Raw genomic sequence first — 18,492 nt, 5'->3', positions numbered from 1 at the left:
ATGAATTCACACCTGATGGGCGCTTCCCGTGGCTGGAAGAGTTGGCACATGGAGCGGATTCGGCACGGGCAAGCGGGCGGCAACGAGCTGCCCCTGCCTGTCGAAGCCTCGACGCTTTATGAGCCGGCTCAGCCCGGTGTTGCGTTGAGTGCCCTGGCCGCCGCACTTGCTTCGGTGCCCGCGAGTTCCAACAGCCAAGAGCTCGTCAACGAGATTCGCGTCCTCGAAGACCTGAAATCCGCCATCACCGCCCGGCAGGCCAGGGCAGCTGTCGCGTTGGATCTTGCTCAGCGCAGGGAACAGGCCGAAGCCGGCGTCCCCCCAGCGGAGCAGGGCCGGGGAGTCGCTGCGCAGGTAGCCCTGGCCCGGCGTGAATCGCCCAACCGTGGGTCCCGCCTGCTCGGACTTGCCAAGGCTCTTGTCACCGAAATGCCACGAACCATGGCAGCGCTTGAAACGGGTCAGCTCAATGAATGGCGTGCCACCCTGTTGGTCAAGGAGACTGCGTGCCTCAGCGTTGAAGACCGTTTCGCCGTGGATGAAGAACTTGCACCAGACACGGGAACATTCAACGGATCCGGTGACCGGAACATCGTTGCTGCGGCGAAAGCTGCGGCTTACAGGCGTGATCCGCGCTCGGTCACCCAGAGGGCCAGCCACGCCGCTTCAGAACGGAGGGTCAGTCTCCGCCCGGCTCCGGACACCATGACCATCCTGACCGCGTTGCTGCCGGTGGCTCAAGGGGTCGCGGCCTATGCTGCCCTTAGCCGGCACGCAGATTCGGCCCGTTCGACAGGCGACGGCCGAAACCGTGGACAGATTATGGCCGATACCCTCGTCGAGCGCGCCACCGGAACGCCAGGCGGGATCTCAGGGATCGACCTCCAGCTCGTCATGACAGACCGCACCCTCTTCCAAGGTGACAGCGAACCGGCCCGCATCCAAGGGTACGGAATCGTCCCCGCTGAATGGGCAAGAGTCCTGCTGACCGACGGCTCCGGCGGGCATGGAGCACCACCCGCATCAAAGAGGCATGACGCATCGGAAAAGCTGGTGTGGTCGGGCGCAGAGTCCGCACGCGCGCCGTTCACCACACCCCGTACACGCCCCCAACCCACGCCGCTATCCACATCCCGCGACCAACCCACCCCGCACACCACACCCCACGAACAACCCCAACCCACGTCCCGCAAGAGGGCTGGGTCCACGTCACTGGCCGGGACCCCACCCGTGCCCTCGAATGCGGCGGTTGCCGGGTCCGCCAGCCAAAGCCGTCTGGATACGGATGCGCTGGAGGAAGAAGAGTTCCGGGTCTTGATCCGTCGCCTTTACACCGCGCCGGGAAGTGGCGAACTCCTGACCATGGATTCCAAAGCGAGGATCTTCCCACATCGGTTACGTCGCTTCATCGAGACCCGCGACCACACCTGCCGGACCCCTTATTGCGATGCCCCCATCAGGCATCTGGATCACGTGGTTCCCTGGCACGACGGCGGGACCACCACCATGAACAACGGTGCAGGGCTGTGCGAGGCGTGCAATCACAACAAGGAAAACCCCGGATGGAGTTCGAGTACTTCCGACGGCCAAACGCACACCTTGGAGGTCCGAACTCCTACCGGACACGTCTATCAGTCAAAAGCGCCGCCGTTGCCGGGGTACGAAAACACCCTGGCACCGGCAGGGCACGGCAGCCTCCCACTGGCAGGGCACGAACACACCCTGCCACCGGCAGGGCACGGCAGCCTCCCATCGGCAGGGCACGAACACACCCTGCTACCTGCTGGGCGCGAGGAGCCTTGACACCCTGCGGGGCGCGGCAGCCTATCTCCGGTCGAACATCCCCCGCCAGCACGCGTGCGCCATGCCTGGGAGAACTACCCAACTGACTCCGCAGGATCTTGAACAGCTTTAAGCCGGGCAAGCACTCTTCAGTGCCTGGACGGACTCGGCCGGAACCTGGTCCCCGGCGTCGGCGATCTGGCGAAGGGGCGTGGTGATGTCCGACGGCACGCCTGCGGCATCGGCAGCTGTTACCAGGCCCGCCAGTACCTGCTTATCCTCGACACCCACCAATCCGTCCTGGACCACGGCGCAGATCTGCTTGGTTACTTCATCGGCAGCGGCGGTAGCGGCCTTGGATGCGGCGTCACTGGCCGCGCTGGTGGCTGCTTCCTCCACGGCTCCGCAGCCCGCGAGCAGCAACACGACGGGGACGGCGGACAAGGCTGCAAGGCGACGGGTCATGACTTCAGACTAGCAATCCCACACGCAGTGCCTTTTCGCCAGCGTTGGCTCATCTATGGTCCGCTGTGCCGGCAGCCAAAGCGGACCACCGGCACAGCCCTACATCCCTCGCCTGCCACGCGGCTTGTCTAGTTTGCAGCGCAAACCCTCCTGGCCTGCACCGCAAACGCCGCGCCCAGAACCCGGCACAGCGCAGCAAACCTCGCCTGTCACGCGGCTTGTCTGGCCTGCAGCACAATCCTCCTGCCCGGCAGCCCAGCCCTATCGGCCCGAAATGAGTTCCTTGACGGGGCCTTCGTGCAGGGCCAGGTAGACATCGTCCCGGACCCGATTCGCTTCTGGATCGGTCATTGTCCTGGCAAGGGGACGCATCACCATCCGAATCAGGGCGTTGGACTGCCCGTCGCGGATACGGAGCCGATTCCTCGCGGCCGCGGGAAGCTCCTGGCTTGGCGTGAGTGCCATCAGTTCCACGCTTTCCAGGTCCTCAGCCCTCTCCCCCAGAGCCGAACGAACCCGGTCTCCGAGCACCTCATCGTCCACACCGCTGTCAACAACAATGGAAAGGTCTCTTCGGATCGAAGGCATCCTGGAGGACGGTTTCCACGGTGACAAGTCCAGCATTTGCTGTTGGATCCCAGGGGTCGACGACCTGAGCAGCCTGATATCGGGAATGCCTTTGCGGAGCATGAGGGCACGGTCCAATCCCATCCCCAAGGCCAGGCCCGACCACTTTCCCGGATCCAGACCCGCATCAAGGAAGAGCTTCGGGGCCATGAGCCCGCACTCCGCCAGTTCCATCCACTCGCCGTCGCAGCGGACGTCAATCTGCAAGCCCCCGTACGTGTAGGGGTGCGGAGACGGAACTGCCCTCCATTGAGCGTCCGGGAGTACCGCCGTCACCAAGGAATCGATCATTTCCTGGAGATGCTTGGAGCCCAGGGCAGTGGTGGAACCAACGCGCCACAAGTCCACCTGATGGGGCGTGCCGACGTGGGTGCGGTCTATGGAGTCACGCCGATAGACAAGGCCGGGGATCACCCAGAGCTCGTCCAGGGGCTGGGACGGATCAAGCCCCCGCAGGAGCGCAGGAATGGAAGCTGATGTGTGACTCCGCAACATGACCGTAGGGCTGACGTAGCGGGAATACCGTTGGTCGCGAGTGACGTCGGCCGGGCTGAAACCCAGTCGATCGTAGTTGTCGGCAACGCTGACCAATGGACTGTGTCGAACTGTTTGCTGGGGCACGTTCCACTGCTCGCGTAGACCGTGCACCACGTCGCTGAGGAGCGATTGCATTGCATGGTGGCCTTGGTCGGGATTCGAAAGGTCCCGGACGTTCAAGGCTGCGTGAAGCTGTGCAGGGGTGAGATAGGTAGGCATTGCTGGTCCTTGGATTGAGATGGGTGAGGGGCTTCCTCCCCCGACCCGCTCCGCCGCCAGGACCTAGGCGCGCGCCATCCAGCCCTCGCGACCGGAGAGCGGTCGGGGGCAAGTAAATCGGCGCGTAGAAGGCATGCGCCGACTCTACCCCTGTCAGGGGAACTGGCACAGCCCCGGAGCGTTTCCTTAACCCGCAGGCTACCCACCCGCAGGCAACCCACCCGCGGCCTACCTGTTGATGGGTTTGTTGAGAGCCAGGCTGACGGTTTGTCCGGGCGCGAGCACCCCGTTCGGCCGGTCGACAACCTCGTACCAGGAGCCAGCGGTGCCCGTCAGGGGCCTGTTCGCTGAACTGAGGTCGACTACGCTGAACCGGAAGGCAACTTGCCGCTCCGTGTCTCCAACCGCCGTCGTGTACGTCAAAGGGATTCCATCAGCGTCTGCGGTGAAGGTGCCCCGGGCGCCCTCGATGGCAAGATCTCCGGGAATCAACCTCATTTTCGTGCCGGCAGGGATGGGCATGCCGGCTGAGAGGGAAGGGTTGTACATCAGCAATTGTTCGGTGGTGGACCTGAACTGGTAGCCGAGGCTGTCAAAGGAATCACCGTCCACTGTGGTGTAGAAAATGGGCTGACCGAAGGAATTGTTGATGGTGTCGCCGGCACCTGAACGGCTGTCCACAGGCTTCTTTTGCAGCTGGATGGTGTGTCCTGAACGGATGAAGTACGTGTTGCCTTGCTCGTACACGTAAGGGACCTTGTTGGCTTCGGCCAACTGCTTGCCGCTGATTCCGAAACGGTAGGAGATCCCGTCCAGGGTGTCGCCCGCCGCGATGACGTAGCTCGTAGGGATGCCGGATGCATCCTCGGTGGCTTCTCCCGTGGCACCAGTGATTGGCCCGGGTCCCGGGATGAGGCGGAGCTTGGTTCCGGATCCGAGTGGCGTGTCAGCTACGACTCCGTTGAAGCCGGCAAGCTTCGCGGAGGAGAGCCCAAAGGAGGCCGCGACGTTGGTGAGGGTGTCGCCGTCGACCGTCGTGTAAAAGAGCGCGTTGCCGAAGGAATCGGCAACGGTGTCGCCCAGCGCAGCCGGGGCGTCGTCGGCAGAGGACGCTCTGGGGGCGGACGCCGCAGCCGTGGGTGCGTCGGCAGCGGAGTCTGTGGGCGAAGCCTCGGCGGGCACCGGCGGATTCAGGTCACTGGGTGCATCCTGCGAGGTGCACGCAACCAACCCGGTGGAAAGAACCACCGCGACCAAGGCAGCCTTGAACCTGAATTTCACTATTCCCCCAATACAGCGTGCCGCGGCGTCATGCCCGGCAACCATTCGAGCATACTGCCGCGCTGGTCATCCGCCGCTCAGGTCTTCCGCCGCTCAGGTCATCCGCTGGTCAGGCAGCCGATACACGGACACGTGGCTGCGGGACTCTGCAGTGAACTCGCTGCGATCCCAATCGGCCCAACGGGATTCGAGCTCGAAGCCGGCTATCCGTGCCATGAGGTCGAGTTCGGCCGGCCAGATGTAACGGTGTGGAGTCCGCCCGATCTGTGCTTCGCGCCCGTCCGAAAGTTCGGGGCCGAACTGCACGTGGTGTGAGATGACGTGCTGCCGAAGAACGTCGTAGGTGTCCACCAGGAGGTACCCTGGCCGGCTCACTTCCACTGTCCCGCCGTGCCCGGGCGGCAGTGAACGCAGCTGCGGTACCCAGAGCTCGACGACGAACCGGCCGCCGGGTGCCAAGTGGCGGGCAGCGTTGTGGAAACACCGGACTTGTTCCTCCTGTGTCAGGAGATTGGCGATGGTGTTGAAAACCAGGAATGCCAACGTGTAATCGGCACCTATCGAAGCCTCGGCCATATCGCCCTGGACCACCGGGATGCGTTCCTCCCCCACTTTCTCGCGCAGGCGCGCGATCATCGCGTGGGATAACTCAATACCGCTGACCGGCACCCCCGCTTCCTGCAGCGGTATTGCAACCCGTCCGGTACCAATGGCAAATTCGACGGCGGGACCGCCCGCCGCAAGTTCCGACAAGACCTCAACAGTGGGACCAAGCACCCCAGGGGAGAACATTCCCTCGCCGGGAGTGTCGTACTGCTTTGCGGCATGGTGGTCCCAGAGCTGTTGCTGGTTGATCATGCTGCGAGTATCGCAGGCGACGGCGGGCAGATTGAAGGGGTCCACCCCCACCTATGCTTGTGGAATGGGAAAAGAGACCGTGGACCATAAGGCCTTGGCCGCCTGCATGATCGACATCTCGTCCGACATCCGGCGCAAGTCGCTCAACGAGACCGGCCTGCCTCCCATTTCGAACGGCATGCTCGAGATACTGCGGGTTGTTGAATCGCATCCGGGCATCACCGTTGCCGAGGTAGCGGCCCGGCTCGGCAGGCAGCTGAGCAACGTGAGCTCGCAACTGCGCGAGCTTGTGGCGGTCGGGATGGTCACCCGGGTCAAGGATGCCACGGACAAGCGTTACGTCTCCCTCCACCCAACAGACGAGTCCCGGCGGATCAAATCGCTCCTGGAGGGTTCTTGGGCGGACGCCCTCAACGCCGCGAGCGCCCGCCTGCTTCCGGAAGAACGGGAGCAGATCGCGGCGAGCCTCCCGGCGTTGGAGCGGCTGGCGTCGTTCCTGGCCGAGCCTGAACAGACGCCTGCGCCAGTTGTCACTGCCGGGGTTGGCACGCCTCCCCGGGACCGAAGCGGAACCAGTCCGGGAGCGCTGCGGTAAAGGAATCACGAATCCCGGGCGCGTTGGTTACGGTCCAATCCACCCGGCCCTTTACTTCCACTTCCTCCTTGTCCCACTCGAACCAGTTGATCATCTTGAGTTGCGGGAATTGCTGATGCGTCCCGGGGCTGAAGAGCTGGCTCCACCACGCTTCCTTGATGGCGGCTTCGGACTCGCCACCGGCTGATGGTGCGAAGAGGGCGGCCGTCTCAGGGATAGCCACGGGTTTGCCACGTTGGGTGCCGTATACGCCGTAGAAATCCGGGAGCAGGCTGTCATCACCATTGGCACCGCGGTAGTTTCCGGTGAGTTGGTCGGCAAACTTGCGGGGTTCGGGGAGTTCATTTTCACCCCATGGATATGTGTTGCCCCAGTGGTACAGCGACATGCCGACCCAGTCCACAGCGTCATCGCCCGGGTAGTAGGGCGCGTAGGAGTCATCGTCCATGGTCAGTGCGGAGTCGCCGTTGGTGTCCAGGGCGGCAAATTCCGGCGTGCCTGGTTTAGCTTCGAACTGCCCACCGGCGAAGGGGTAGCCGCCGCCGTAGTTGGGAGCCCACATCATTGCCGACCCTGGCGCGGTGGAGTGCACGGCGTTGGCAAGCGTCTGGAATGCTTCCTTATACGCTTGGGGCTGCTGGGACCAGGCGTACCAGGAACCGTTCATCTCGTGGGCGAACCGCACGATGACGGGGACACCGTCGTCGTTGAATTCGGCGAGGTCCTTCGCCAAGGCTGTGGCGGTTTCCTCAGTGATGGTGGCAAGTCCATTGTGCGGTTCCAGCGTCAAAAGCATCATCTGGCCGTCGGCTCGAATCTGTTCTACTGCCCGCCGGAGATCATCCTCGTCCTTGGTAGTCAGCGGAAAGCCTGTGAACGAGACGCTGACTGCCGGTTTGTGGCCCAGGTCCTTGGCGAAATCGGCCAGCGATTTGTTATGCCAGTCCAGGTTTACGCCGAACAGTGCGCCGGACTCCGGAGCGAGGGCAGCCCGGGGAAGGACTTCGCAGGCTTTCAACCCGGATGCGGTTTGGGCTTGCTTTTCCGTCAGGCCATTTGCGAAGTTCACTGCCGCAATTCCAAGGACTGCCAGACCAATCACAGCAGGCAAGGCAAAGGCCCGCCACAGTTCGGCGCGGTTAGCCTTCCGGGCATCCCGACCCGCTTCCGGTTGTTCCCCCACGATAAATCCCAACCCTTTCCCGCCTGCGGTTTTCCCCATCCTAGTAAGGTGCCTGCCTTTGATGGAACTGGGACGCATCTCACTGTCTGATCGCTTACGCCTGCACCTCAAAGTACTTATACTTTTATAAGTATTACTACTTTCAAGAATGGGTGACGCGTGGCATCACAAGTACTGGGGACATCGGGCACTCAAGCCCCAACAAGCAACGGGACCCCACCGGGCGGAAAAAACAGCAAAAGCATCGGCTGGCGAGCCCTCCCCTTCCTGGCCCTCGCCCAGTTCATGGTGGTCCTGGACGGCACCATCGTGAACCTGGCACTCCCCCGGCTCCAGCTGGAAATGGGCATCAGCGACTCCACCCGCTCATGGGTGGTCACGGCCTACGCCCTGGTTTTCGGCGCCTTCCTCCTGCTGGGCGGGCGGATCTCCGACTTCTGGGGACGGAAGCGGACCTTCCTCACCGCCTCAGCAGGCTTCGCAGTGGCATCGCTCATCGGAGGCCTGGCCCAGCAGCCCTGGGAACTGATCGGCGCCCGCGCCCTGCAAGGCATCTTTGCAGCGCTCCTCGCCCCGGCCGCCCTGGCGCTCCTGACGGTGGCCTTTCCCGGCGGCAAGGACCGCGGTACCGCCTTCGCCATCTTTGGATCCATCAGTGGCGTCGGCGCAGCGGTGGGTGTCCTGCTGGGTGGCTTCCTTACCGAGTTCGTCTCATGGCGGTGGTGCTTCTTCGTCAATGTCCCCATCGCGATCATCGCGCTGATCGGCGTGTGGACTTTGGTGGGTGAAAGCAAAGCCGGAGGTTCCACCAAATACGACTGGCCCGGCGTCGTTCTTGCCGCTTTGGGCCTGGGCTCCCTGGTCTACGGCTTCGCCAACGCCGAGCACGGTTGGGGTGCAGTGGAATCCTGGGGCTTCATCGCGGCAGGTGTGCTGTTGCTGGTCCTGTTCGTCGCCGTCGAGCGCAAGGTCAAGAACCCCCTGCTGCCGCTGCACGTGGCCACCGAACGCAACCGCGCCGCTGCCTTTCTGGCCTCTTTCCTCGCCGGTGCAGTGCTGATCGGCGGCATCCTGTTTATCAACTTCTATCTCCAAATTGTCCTGGGCTTCGCGCCGTTCGCGGCCGGAATCGCGTCGTTGCCCATGACAGTGGTGCTGATCATCACGGCGGGCATCGTTGCGAAAAACCTGCCAAAACTGGGCGCCAAAATCCCGAGTGCACTTGGTCCGGTCTTCATGGCCGCAGCCATGCTGTGGCTCACCCAGGTCACGCCGGATGGGACGTATGCGGTAAACATGCTGCCTGCGTTGATCCTGATGGGCATCGGGCTGGGCCTGGTTTTTGTCCCCATGCAGAACCTCGCCCTCTTCGGCGTCGATAAGGACGACGCCGGAGTGGCCAGCGCCCTGGTCAACGCGTCACAGCAGATTGGCGGCTCGCTGGGCATCGCACTCTTCAGCGCCATCGCAGCCGCAGCCACCGTGGCCGCCGGCGGTGAGCCCCTGGCAGCGCTGACCGCGGGCTACTCGATGGTGTTCCTTTGGGCGGCCGGCGTAGCGGTTTTGATCTTACCGATCGCATTACTCCTGATCAGGATCGATCGTAAAACCTTCAGCGGAACAGGCGATACCCCGCACGTCCACTTGGGCTAGCTGCACGGCGCCGGCGCCGGCGCCGCGGGTGGCCGCGGGCGCTGGCGCCGCATCGCGGGTGCCGCATCGCGGGTGCCGTCACCGCGTTGCAAGTGGCGGCGCCGCGTCCGGGGCAACGTCGTCGATTTCCGCCTGCTGGGCCACACCAGGAATGGTTATTCATCCCGCCGGCGCGGGGGCGGTTTCCAAGCGGGTGATGCGGTCCGGGAGGGGCTTCGGGATGACGCCCGGCCAGGAACCGTCACGCTTGAAGTTCATGAGGTTCCGGGCCCCTTCGGGGTCGTCAGCGCTGAGTGGGATGATGACGGTGCTGTGTTGCGACGGAGTGGCCGAGGTCTTTGGGCTGACCCAGGCCGAGCCAACAGCTGCGGCTGCAAGGTCGAAAAACGGCTCCCCGTCAGCGGTACTCGCGCTGATCTGGATCTGGGTGTTCGGCATGTAGCCTTCCCCCACAGCCCAAACGTTGCGGATGATGTAGTCGATGAGCAAGTCGCCGTAGACGAGGGCGTATCCGGGTTCAATGGCGAACGCCACGGCGTACCCGGTGTTTCCCTTCACGTTCGGCGGCCCTCCGCCGGTAAAGCTGGTGACCGAAATTCCGGGGATGGCATCTATGGCCCCGCGGGCTTCGGCGATGGTCTGTCCACTGTCCGCGTCGTGTGGGATGGACTGTGAGGACGCCTCGGACAATGGCACCGGAGCGGCACACGAGACGAGCGCCAGAAGGATAGCGGCAATCAGGGCAGCCTGGGTAGCGGTTCGGTTGGCGCGGCTCATTGCTCCACTATGTATTCATTGATTTTGAATCCGAGGCCGACCCGCCGACGCGCTCCGGCACGTTGGTTGGCAGCAGGCAATGACCGGATCCCACCGCAAACCGAACGATACTGGGATCATGCACAATCAAGAGCTGCACTACCTGCACGGCTTGGACGAGTTGCTGGCGGACCCCGAATCCCTGACCATGGCGAGGGTAGCGGAATATCTGGCCACAGTTCGCGTGGCAACTGCGAACTGGTTCGGTCGGACCGGCCGCGCCGAACGTTCGGCCTGGATCGATCGTGACGGCACGGGCTGGCGCGTGTGGGACACTGACGAGCGCGCTGGGATCATGGACTTCTCAATACTTCGCACCGAGTCGGAAACAGAGGCGCTCGGCAGCTTTCTCCGCCGGGCCCGGCATCACTCCGATCTAGACAAAACGGCGGTCCGGCGCGGCTTTTAACGCAGGCCGGGTCGCTTCACTGGTCGGCCAACATGGGGTCGGTCCATAGGAACGGTGCCGCGTCTGGAGCTCATCACAAGCCCGCCGCCACAGCCCGCGGAACGGAATTGTAGATCACGACGGCGGCAGCCTTACGTAATGATTGACATGACATAACTCACATTCTGTAAGCTGATTTCGTAGTCAGGCAACGGCTTCCTTCGCTCTACCCCGGGGAGGTCCCCCATGGCCCCGAATTCACTCAAGGCCGAGAATCTCATGGCCCACGGCGTTGCGCTCTCGGCAGCCAGTATCGCCAGACGACGAGCCGCTGCACAGCACGGAAACCACAACGCGGCAAACAAGCCCGATGCCCTCCTTGGAGCGATAGCAGTCCGGCAGCTGTTCCACCGCTGGCCGTTGGTGCCGTCCCGTGAACTGGAACGCATCCGCCACGTCCTCATTCACTGCGACCAGCTCGGCTCACCGGATACACATCACTTGTCCGAACCGGCACAGGCGCTGCTGGACCTGATCAACTGCGAGCTGGAGCGCAGGCGTTTAGTGGGGGTCCAGGGCGTAGTGGGGGTCCAGGGCGTAGTGGGGGCCCAGGGTGCCGACGGGAGCCGGCCGGCTGATTTGGATCTGCCTGCCAGTGGGGACCAGCCTGCCAGTGGGGATCCGTCTGCCGGCGGGGATCACATCAGCTCCGACGTCGCCTAGTACGGGCATTGGTATCTGCCGGAATGGACTGCTCCACTTCCCGCATGTGCTGCCGCAGTTCCAGCACACGGTGGCCCACTTCCCGGCACGCGCTGCTCCCCCTACTTGTTTGTGGTGGTCCGCATGGACGCCTGAAGCTCGCGGAGTTCCGCGAGGACGGCTGAACAGTGGGCGCAGCGTTCAGTGTGCTCCCGGACCCTGGCTTGGGCGTTTCCGCGCAGTCCGTTTCTGACATACCTGCCCAGGTATCGCAGGTATTCGGTGCAGGACTGGACAGTGGCCTGGCCGACGTGCTTCTGCAGGTACATCTGGCGGAGGCCCTCGCGCGCCCGTATGGCCAAGGCGGAGAGCGCATTCGGGGTCAGGCCAAGAAGCGGACCAGCCTGCGCGGGTTTCAGTCCTTCGACGTCGACGTACCAGAGCACGTCCTGCCAGCGCCTGGGCAGCTCGCGGAAAGCACGCACCAAAATGATGGACTCGTGGGTCCCAAGGACGTGGTCGTCGCCGGAAAAAGCAAAGGCATCCACGGTACCCGAGTCGATCAGGACCAGCCTTGTTGCCTTCTGGTTCTTCCGGTGGGCCATCCGCCGGATTGTGGTCAACAGGTAGGACCGGAACGACTCCACCGGACCGCGGCCCTCAACGATCGCTTGGAAGACGGCGGCGAACGCTTCGCCCACAATGTCTGCGGCATCGCTGGGGTTGTCTGATTCCGCGCGGGCCACGAAACCTCCCACCCGCCGGTAACGGATGAACAGTTCGCCGAAGGCGGCAACGTCACCGCCACGAACCAATGCCAGCAACTGTTGGTCGTTCAATGGTTGGGCGGAAGCAGGGTCACCGCGGTTTGGGCAGGGCAGGGCTTGGGCGGACATGACGGCCTTTCAGGGTAGGGAGGGCATGGATCAGGGTTGGAGGGAACTGCTGTTCTGCAGCCCTGATGAGGGCGCAGTCAAGGAAGGCCCCGCCCAATGCGCAATGTCCGGCATCGGACGGGGCCGCGTGAAAGGTGCTGAAATACCCCCGCAAGTACCCCCGGCTGGTACCTCCGCCTAGTACCTCCGCCTGGTACCCGGCTAGTACCTCCGGCAGTGGGGGTAGTCGGTTACGGGAGGGCCGCTACGACGTCGATCTCCACCAGGAAGTCTCCCAGGAACGAACCCACGGTGGTCCGCGCCGGGTAAGGGGCAACGACGTACTTTTCGTAGACGGCGTTGAAGCCGTCGATGTCACGGCGTGGGTGATGCAGGTGCACGGTGGCTTTGACCACGTGGGAGAAGTCCAGGCCGTGCGCGCCAAGTACTTTGGCCAGGTTCTCCATGGCCCGGATGGTCTGTTCCTCGATGGTGATTCCTACGCGCTCGTCCGTAGTGGGATCGTGGGGCGTCTGGCCGGCGGTGTACAGGAATCCGTTGGCCACGATGGCCTGGGAGTAAGGGCCGGCCGGGCTGGGTGCGAGGTCGGTGACCACCTGGTGACGCGTCATGTTGGTGATGCCTTTCGTTAAGCGGAGGGGACGTGTGCTGCGGAGGGAACGTGTGCTGCCGAACGCACACTGGACAAATGTTTGGGGGTTACAGAACTTTTGAGAGAAATGCCTTGGTGCGGTCGTGTTGGGGGCTGCCCAGGACTTGCTCGGGTGGACCGCTTTCCACCACTACGCCGCCGTCCATGAACACCACTTGATCGGCAACCTGGCGCGCGAAACCGAGCTCGTGCGTGACCACCACCATGGTCATTCCGGCCTCCGCCAGGGACTTCATCACGTCCAGGACTTCGCCTACCAACTCCGGGTCAAGGGCCGAGGTGGGCTCGTCGAAGAGCATCAGCTTGGGCTTCATGGCCAGTGCCCTGGCGATCGCGATGCGCTGCTGCTGACCGCCGGAAAGCTCCTGCGGGTAGGAGTGGCCGCGGTTGCCCAAGCCCACCCGGTCCAGCAGCACCTGCGCCTCCACCACCACTTCACGGCGGGGCCGGCCCAGAACATGCACGGGTGCCTCGATGATGTTCTCCAGCACGGTCATGTGCGGGAAGAGGTTGAAGCGCTGGAACACCATGCCGGCATTGAGCCTCGAGCGGGCTGTCTGGCGCTCCTTCATTTCGTAAAGCTTCCCGTTGCGCTCGGTGTAGCCCACCAAGTGCTCGTCGACGTAAAGCCGTCCGGCGTCAACTTTTTCAAGGTGGTTGATGCACCGCAGGAACGTGGTCTTGCCGGAACCGGACGGGCCGATCAGGCAGGTCACCGATCCCTTTTCAACCCTGAGGTCAATGCCTTTCAGGATTTCGATAACACCAAAGTTCTTCCGGACGCCCCGGGCTTCCACCATGGCCGTTGTCATCATGCTGTCCTTGTCCTGGGCTTGCGGATCCGTCGCGGTGCTGCATCAAAGCCGCGCCCGTACCTGCGTTCGAGTTTGTTTTGGAAGAAGCTCAGGACGGTGGTCATGAGCAGGTACCAGAGGCTGGCAACAATGAGCAGCGGGATGGTTTGGTAGTTGTTCGCGTAGATGATCTGGGCTGAGTAGAGAAGGTCGGAGATCGCAAGGACGCTCACCAGGGACGTGCCCTTCAGCATGGAGATGACCTGGTTGCCGGTGGGTGGCAGCACCACGCGCATGGCTTGCGGCAGGATCACCCGGCTCATGAGCTTCCCGCCGCTCATGCCCAGTGCACGGGCGGCATCGTATTGTCCCTTGTCCACGGAACCGATGCCGCCACGGATGATTTCGGCCATGTAGGCTGCCTCGTTCAAGGACAACCCCAGGAGCGCGGCCCCCAACGGGGAGATCAGGACGTTCGCTGATCCGAGGACCACTGACGGTCCGCCGAACGGAAGCCCGAAGGCAATCACCGGGTAGAGCGCTGCAATGTTGTACCAGAAGATCAACTGGACCAGCAGGGGCGTACCCCGGAAGAACCAGATGTAGCCGCGGCTGATGGTGCTCAGGATGGGGTTGTCGGAGAGTCTCATGATCGCCAGCAGCGTGCCAAGGGCGATACCCACCGTCATGGACACCACAGTGAGCACGATCGTCAGCCCGGCGCCGGCCAGGATCTGCGGGGCGAACAGGTAGGAGGCCACCACGTCCCACCTGTAGCGCTGGTTGACTGCGACGTCCCACGCGGCCCCCAGAGCCAGCAGGACGAGGACCACAGCCAGGACCAAACGCACAGGATGTTTCAAGGGCACCACGGGAATCGCATCACCGGAAACCACCGCTGCGGAGTCCTTGGTATCTGGAGTTGAGGGTTGCTGCTGCATAGCCACTGCCTCTTTATTGGGAGTTTTCACTACTGGGTTCGAATTCAACTACTGCGCGACGTTGACGCGGGCTTCGGTGATGGCACTGGTTTCAAGCCCGTACTTCCCGAGGACCTTGATGTATGAGTCGCTCTTGATCACGGCATCCAGTGCGGCGGAGACGGATTTCACCAGGCCGGATTCCTTCGGCACGCCCACCCCCACGGGAGCGAACTCGTAGGTGTGGGCAATCTCGATCTGCGGATTTTGGGTGGCGGCAAAGTTCAGGATGGGCGAGTCGGCCAGCACAGTGTCCAGTCGTCCGCTGCCCAGCGCAGAAATCGCCTGCCGGGTGTCCTGGAATTCACTCTTCTGGATGGCGTCCTTGCCGGCGGCAGCACAGGCAGCGTCGTAGTCGGGAACGTTGACGGTCAGCTGGTAGGAGCCGGTCAACAGGCCAACCTTCTTGCCGCAAAGCGCGTTCTGGTCCTTGATGCCTGCGGGATTGCCCTTGGGTACGGCGATCGCGCTGCCGATCTGCATGTAGTCGACAAAATCCAGGACTTCCATGCGTTTCTCCGTGGGGGTCATGGAGGAAACGGTCATGTCATAACGGTTTGCCGCCAGGCCGGGAATGATGGAGTCGAAGTTAGCCACCTGGATCTCCACCTTGACACCCAATGCCTGGCCGATGAGGCGGGCCACGTCCGGGTTGGTCCCGGTCATTTCCTGCGTGCCTTCACGGTAGAACTGGGTTGGCTGCTCGTTGGTGGGGATGGCCACGCGCAGCACTTTGGATGTCTTGATGGATTCCGGAAGGAGCTCGACGGCGGCCTGGTTCACTTCCAGCGCGGGCACGCCTGTGCCTGCTGCTGCGGTTCCGCCGGAAGAGTCCGACGCCGGTGCGTTGCCGGCGGGGTTGCATGCCGTCACTGCCAGCATGATGGCTGCTGTCACAACGACGGCGGGTAAGGCACGTTTGGTGCAGCGGGGTGCGGAGACATTCGTCATCAGGGAGTCCTCAGGTGTGCAAGGCCCATGGGGTCGGCCTTGGGGGTTGGTTGGGTGCGGGTGAAAGCTTCATTGCGGTGCCGGATCAGGTCCCGGACTTCGGTACGCAGTTCTTCAACGGTGGATACTCCCAGGAGCATCATGGTGCGGGTGATTTCGGATCGGAACATTTTCAGGACGTGGGCCACGCCGGCTTCCCCGGCGGCCGCAAGCCCGTAAAGATAGGGGCGCCCGATAGAGCAGGCATCAGCACCCAGCGCCAGGGCCTTGACCACGTCCGAACCCCGGCGGATGCCGCCGTCGACGATGATTTCCAGCTGCCCGGCAGCCCTGTCCACGATGTCGGGAAGGACATCCAGCGCAGTGGCCATGTGGTCCAGTTGCCGTCCGCCGTGGTTGCTGACCTGGATGGCGTCGATGCCCAGCGCAACAGCCAGCGCGACGTCGTTCGGATTGACCACACCTTTGAGGATGATCGGCCCGTTCCAGCGTTCGCGCAGATCCTGGATGTCGTCCCAGTCCGTGGGTTCGTAGGAACCGGCCAGCAGCGTGCGCCACATGTCCGGGGAGCTGGCCAAAGGACCCTCCGGGGTGTCGGCATCGAGGTTGGGGAAAGCTATGGCGTCGTTGGCCAGGAACCCCAGCGCCCAGGCAGGGTGCAGCATTCCTTCCACCACGGTTTTCGGTTTGATGGACGGAGGTGCGGTAAACCCGTTGCGGTAGTCCCGCTCCCTGTGGCCGATGGCCCGGCAGTCAACGTTGACCAGCAGGGCTTCGTAGCCGGCCGCGGACACGCGGTCCAGGACGGCCTGCAGCAGCGCTTTGTCCGGCGTGGGCTCCAGGTTGAACCACCGGCGGAGGCCCGGCGCAGCGGCACTGACATTTTCCATGGTGGTGGTGCTGAGGTGGGCCAAGCCGTAGGGAATGCCATCGGCGAGCGCGGCCCGGGCCGCCGCGGACTCACCCTGGGGGTGGAACAGGCGCGTCCCGCCTGTGGGCGAGAGGGTCACCGGCATGGAGACGGGTCCGCCCAAGAGCGTTGAGCTGAGGTCCAGGTTGTCCACGGATCCCCACTTGGGAAGGAAGGACCACTCATCGAACGAGGACCGGTTGCGCCGGAGCGAAACCTCGTCCTCGCCCCCTCCTTCGATGTAGTCGAAGATGCTTTTGGGAAGGCGCTTGGCTGCCAGCTTCCGCATGTCCTCCACGCTGTAGCATTTCCGGGCCAGGCGCTCCCCGGTGGAGCGGGCCGGTCCCTGCACCGAGGCGAGTGCCTTGATGTCCTTGAATTTCATGGGAGTCCTCTGGGTTCATGCCGGGCTTACCGCCCAGCTCCTTTCCCAATAGTGACGTAGATCTCATGTCCTCTATATGTGAAATCCTCCACAAGATCACAAATAGCCCTGTGATAACGTCCAGCTATGGACGCAGCCCAGCAACCCGGGATCCAGCAGGCGGCAGTACGGCTCTCCGATTGCATCCAGCTGATGCAAGCGGACCTGGTCAACGCCAACCCCACCCCGGAAAACCTGGGCCATCCCGTATCGGACGTGCTGATGTACGATCCCCTGGACCACTGGTCCAGCGTGGATGACCGCATCATCCTTGCCGTCGGATGCACCTACGGCTCACCGGACTTCGATCAGCTCCTCCACCGGGCAGCGAACAGCAACGCCGCGGCAGTGATCGTCAAAGCGCATGGCGCAAAGATGGAGCAGCTCCGTTCAGCCGCCCTGGACTATGGACTGTCCGTGCTGGTAGCACCGGATGACGCGGACTGGACCCGGCTGGTGGCACTGGCCAGGGCCTCCGTCATGGGTGCCGCAGCCGACTCAGTGGCCGGGGTCCGGCTGGGAGACCTCTACGCTTTCGCCAACGCCGCGGCGTCCATCACCAACGGCGCCGCCAGCATCGTGGATCCGCTGGGCCGCATCCTTGGCTACTCCACCCTGCCGGGCCAACCCATCGATGAGCTGCGGCGCATCACTACGCTCACCCTGGAAGAGACCACCCCTCCGGCGTTCGACCAGGATTTCAAGATCGTCTACGCGGCCCCGGGAGCGGTGCTGGTGCCGGCGCCCGAGGACGGCATGGCCCGCCTTGCGCTCGCCGTCCGGGCTGGAGGCGAGCTGCTGGGTTCCATCTGGATCATCGATCCCGGCGAGGAAAACCGGGCAGCTGCGCTTAACGCACTGGACCGGATGGCGCCGCTGGCCGGTTTGCACATGCTGCACGCCCGCTCCGCTTCGGACTTCGGGGAGCGACGCAACGCGGACCTGATCCGAACACTCATGGACGACACTCCGCACGCCGCGTTCGCCGCCGCCCAACTGGGACTGGACACTGCCAACGGGCTGGCCGTAGCAGCGTTTTCGATTGTCCGCCCGGAGACCGGAAGCCTGGAATCCGTCCGTGACATCCACCGGCTCCTGCATCTGGTGACCACGGTGTGCAATGTCCAGTTCGGCACCGGCCACAGCGCTCTGCTGGGTTCAGTGGTTTATGCGCTCCTGCCGGGCGGCAAGGGGAACTCGCCCCGGGCGGTGCATGGACGGATCATCCAGGAAATCCAGGCGTACTCGCACACCATCAGCTCCTACCCGGTCATCGCCACGGTAGGGGGCATCGCCGATGGCATTGAGGATCTTCCCCGATCCCGGTCCGAGGCAGTCCAGACGCTGAACCACCTGCTGAACCTGCACACCCGCAGCGGGAAGGGCCGGGGTGCCGGCAACTCGCGCAGTGGGAACGCACGGGTGTCCGGGAATCCGCCGGGGGTTGCCCTCTATGAGGACTTCCAGATCCCATTGAACCTGATCAAAGTGGGGGCGTTCATCGAGGAGAACGGGCTGGACGGCACGGATGAGATCGCCAGGATCCAGGCACGGGATGCCGAGCAGCAAACAGACTACCTGGACACCCTCCGCGCCTATCTGGCGAGCAACGGCAACATCTCGGCCATGGCCGCACAACTCCATGTCCACAACAACACGGTCAGGTACCGCGTGACCCGCCTGGCCGAGGACTTCAACCTGGACCTGGCGGATCCGCAGAAACGGCTCTGGCTGTGGCTGCGCCTGACCACCATGGACCTGGCCTCGAAGTGAGCCCGG

Annotated in this window: 18 protein-coding genes; 6 read left to right on the top strand and 12 right to left on the bottom strand. The window is 63.5% G+C overall.

Annotated elements, in window-relative coordinates; translation table 11 throughout:
• Positions 1–48 precede the first annotated feature (48 nt).
• Entirely contained in the window at positions 49–1,803 is a 1,755-nt protein-coding gene (locus BLQ01_RS15095; protein WP_091552777.1) for an HNH endonuclease signature motif containing protein, read from the top strand.
• Positions 1,804–1,911: 108 nt separating this feature from the next.
• Here BLQ01_RS15095 and BLQ01_RS15090 read toward each other — a convergent pair whose 3' ends face one another.
• The 4 genes from BLQ01_RS15090 to BLQ01_RS15075 form a co-directional block, all read right to left on the bottom strand.
• Positions 1,912–2,247 carry a hypothetical protein gene (locus BLQ01_RS15090; protein ID WP_091552625.1) on the bottom strand — a complete coding sequence of 112 codons (336 nt, stop codon included), beginning with the start codon at positions 2,245–2,247 and terminating at the stop codon, positions 1,912–1,914.
• Between the two features lie 261 nt (positions 2,248–2,508).
• The gene (locus tag BLQ01_RS15085; protein WP_091552623.1) at positions 2,509–3,630 is read right to left on the bottom strand and encodes a PheS-related mystery ligase SrmL; all 1,122 of its coding nucleotides are present in this window, start codon (positions 3,628–3,630) and stop codon (positions 2,509–2,511) included.
• 228 nt (positions 3,631–3,858) lie between these two features.
• Complete coding sequence (locus BLQ01_RS15080) at positions 3,859–4,956, bottom strand: LysM peptidoglycan-binding domain-containing protein (protein ID WP_091552622.1); 1,098 nt, start codon at positions 4,954–4,956, stop codon at positions 3,859–3,861.
• Between the two features lie 48 nt (positions 4,957–5,004).
• Positions 5,005–5,769 carry a class I SAM-dependent methyltransferase gene (locus tag BLQ01_RS15075; protein WP_091552775.1) on the bottom strand — a complete coding sequence of 255 codons (765 nt, stop codon included), beginning with the start codon at positions 5,767–5,769 and terminating at the stop codon, positions 5,005–5,007.
• Between the two features lie 64 nt (positions 5,770–5,833).
• On the opposite strand from BLQ01_RS15075, the gene BLQ01_RS15070 reads away from it, so the two are divergent.
• Positions 5,834–6,364 carry a MarR family winged helix-turn-helix transcriptional regulator gene (locus BLQ01_RS15070; RefSeq protein WP_081733579.1) on the top strand — a complete coding sequence of 177 codons (531 nt, stop codon included), beginning with the start codon at positions 5,834–5,836 and terminating at the stop codon, positions 6,362–6,364.
• On the opposite strand, the gene BLQ01_RS15065 is transcribed toward BLQ01_RS15070, so the two are convergent.
• Entirely contained in the window at positions 6,300–7,547 is a 1,248-nt protein-coding gene (locus tag BLQ01_RS15065; RefSeq protein WP_254779474.1) for a glycoside hydrolase family 26 protein, read from the bottom strand. The genes BLQ01_RS15070 and BLQ01_RS15065 overlap by 65 nt on opposite strands.
• A gap of 159 nt (positions 7,548–7,706) precedes the next feature.
• Here BLQ01_RS15065 and BLQ01_RS15060 point away from each other — a divergent pair, with 159 nt between their 5' ends.
• Positions 7,707–9,200, top strand: coding sequence for an MFS transporter (locus BLQ01_RS15060; protein ID WP_254779473.1), 1,494 nt, complete (start codon positions 7,707–7,709; stop codon positions 9,198–9,200).
• Between the two features lie 159 nt (positions 9,201–9,359).
• Here BLQ01_RS15060 and BLQ01_RS15055 read toward each other — a convergent pair whose 3' ends face one another.
• On the bottom strand, positions 9,360–9,977 hold the full coding sequence (locus tag BLQ01_RS15055) for a hypothetical protein (protein WP_091552618.1): 618 nt from the start codon (positions 9,975–9,977) through the stop codon (positions 9,360–9,362).
• A gap of 118 nt (positions 9,978–10,095) precedes the next feature.
• On the opposite strand from BLQ01_RS15055, the gene BLQ01_RS15050 reads away from it, so the two are divergent.
• On the top strand, positions 10,096–10,425 hold the full coding sequence (locus tag BLQ01_RS15050; protein WP_139183502.1) for a hypothetical protein: 330 nt from the start codon (positions 10,096–10,098) through the stop codon (positions 10,423–10,425).
• Positions 10,426–10,650: 225 nt separating this feature from the next.
• Positions 10,651–11,127, top strand: a complete 477-nt coding sequence (locus BLQ01_RS15045) for a hypothetical protein (protein ID WP_254779472.1) — start codon at positions 10,651–10,653, stop codon at positions 11,125–11,127.
• A 101-nt stretch (positions 11,128–11,228) separates the two neighbouring features.
• Here the strand turns inward: BLQ01_RS15045 and BLQ01_RS15040 are convergent, their stop codons facing one another.
• The 6 genes from BLQ01_RS15040 to BLQ01_RS15015 all read right to left on the bottom strand — a co-directional run bounded on the left by BLQ01_RS15040 (position 11,229) and on the right by BLQ01_RS15015 (position 16,674).
• The gene (locus BLQ01_RS15040; RefSeq protein WP_091552614.1) at positions 11,229–12,002 is read right to left on the bottom strand and encodes a sigma-70 family RNA polymerase sigma factor; all 774 of its coding nucleotides are present in this window, start codon (positions 12,000–12,002) and stop codon (positions 11,229–11,231) included.
• 230 nt (positions 12,003–12,232) lie between these two features.
• A complete protein-coding gene (locus BLQ01_RS15035; protein WP_026542146.1) occupies positions 12,233–12,613 on the bottom strand; it encodes a RidA family protein in 381 nt (126 codons plus the stop codon).
• Between the two features lie 88 nt (positions 12,614–12,701).
• A complete protein-coding gene (locus BLQ01_RS15030; RefSeq protein ID WP_026542147.1) occupies positions 12,702–13,466 on the bottom strand; it encodes an amino acid ABC transporter ATP-binding protein in 765 nt (254 codons plus the stop codon).
• A complete protein-coding gene (locus BLQ01_RS15025) occupies positions 13,466–14,389 on the bottom strand; it encodes an amino acid ABC transporter permease (RefSeq protein ID WP_035761107.1) in 924 nt (307 codons plus the stop codon). Before BLQ01_RS15025 ends, BLQ01_RS15030 begins: the two co-directional genes overlap by 1 nt.
• Positions 14,390–14,437: 48 nt before the next feature.
• A complete protein-coding gene (locus tag BLQ01_RS15020; RefSeq protein ID WP_091552613.1) occupies positions 14,438–15,379 on the bottom strand; it encodes a transporter substrate-binding domain-containing protein in 942 nt (313 codons plus the stop codon).
• Positions 15,379–16,674, bottom strand: a complete 1,296-nt coding sequence (locus tag BLQ01_RS15015) for an alpha-hydroxy acid oxidase (protein ID WP_175493454.1) — start codon at positions 16,672–16,674, stop codon at positions 15,379–15,381. Before BLQ01_RS15015 ends, BLQ01_RS15020 begins: the two co-directional genes overlap by 1 nt.
• A 126-nt stretch (positions 16,675–16,800) precedes the next feature.
• Between BLQ01_RS15015 and BLQ01_RS15010 the strand changes: the two genes are divergently transcribed.
• Entirely contained in the window at positions 16,801–18,486 is a 1,686-nt protein-coding gene (locus BLQ01_RS15010; RefSeq protein ID WP_091552611.1) for a PucR family transcriptional regulator, read from the top strand.
• Positions 18,487–18,492 lie beyond the last annotated feature (6 nt).

The organism is Arthrobacter sp. UNCCL28 (assembly GCF_900102805.1).
Taxonomy (GTDB): Bacteria; Actinomycetota; Actinomycetes; order Actinomycetales; family Micrococcaceae; genus Arthrobacter; species Arthrobacter nicotinovorans_A.
Note: the sequence above shows the minus strand (reverse complement) of the source record. Positions and strands in the feature narration are given on the sequence as shown.

Coding starts and splice junctions, on each gene's coding strand:
- BLQ01_RS15095 (WP_091552777.1), top strand. CDS start 49: ATGGAGCGGATTCGGCACGGGCAAGCGGGCGGCAACGAGCTGCCCCTG.
- BLQ01_RS15090 (WP_091552625.1), bottom strand. CDS start 2,247: ATGACCCGTCGCCTTGCAGCCTTGTCCGCCGTCCCCGTCGTGTTGCTG.
- BLQ01_RS15085 (WP_091552623.1), bottom strand. CDS start 3,630: ATGCCTACCTATCTCACCCCTGCACAGCTTCACGCAGCCTTGAACGTC.
- BLQ01_RS15080 (WP_091552622.1), bottom strand. CDS start 4,956: ATGGTTGCCGGGCATGACGCCGCGGCACGCTGTATTGGGGGAATAGTG.
- BLQ01_RS15075 (WP_091552775.1), bottom strand. CDS start 5,769: ATGATCAACCAGCAACAGCTCTGGGACCACCATGCCGCAAAGCAGTAC.
- BLQ01_RS15070 (WP_081733579.1), top strand. CDS start 5,834: ATGGGAAAAGAGACCGTGGACCATAAGGCCTTGGCCGCCTGCATGATC.
- BLQ01_RS15055 (WP_091552618.1), bottom strand. CDS start 9,977: ATGAGCCGCGCCAACCGAACCGCTACCCAGGCTGCCCTGATTGCCGCT.
- BLQ01_RS15050 (WP_139183502.1), top strand. CDS start 10,096: ATGCACAATCAAGAGCTGCACTACCTGCACGGCTTGGACGAGTTGCTG.
- BLQ01_RS15045 (WP_254779472.1), top strand. CDS start 10,651: ATGGCCCCGAATTCACTCAAGGCCGAGAATCTCATGGCCCACGGCGTT.
- BLQ01_RS15040 (WP_091552614.1), bottom strand. CDS start 12,002: ATGTCCGCCCAAGCCCTGCCCTGCCCAAACCGCGGTGACCCTGCTTCC.
- BLQ01_RS15035 (WP_026542146.1), bottom strand. CDS start 12,613: ATGACGCGTCACCAGGTGGTCACCGACCTCGCACCCAGCCCGGCCGGC.
- BLQ01_RS15030 (WP_026542147.1), bottom strand. CDS start 13,466: ATGACAACGGCCATGGTGGAAGCCCGGGGCGTCCGGAAGAACTTTGGT.
- BLQ01_RS15025 (WP_035761107.1), bottom strand. CDS start 14,389: ATGCAGCAGCAACCCTCAACTCCAGATACCAAGGACTCCGCAGCGGTG.
- BLQ01_RS15020 (WP_091552613.1), bottom strand. CDS start 15,379: ATGACGAATGTCTCCGCACCCCGCTGCACCAAACGTGCCTTACCCGCC.
- BLQ01_RS15015 (WP_175493454.1), bottom strand. CDS start 16,674: ATGAAATTCAAGGACATCAAGGCACTCGCCTCGGTGCAGGGACCGGCC.
- BLQ01_RS15010 (WP_091552611.1), top strand. CDS start 16,801: ATGGACGCAGCCCAGCAACCCGGGATCCAGCAGGCGGCAGTACGGCTC.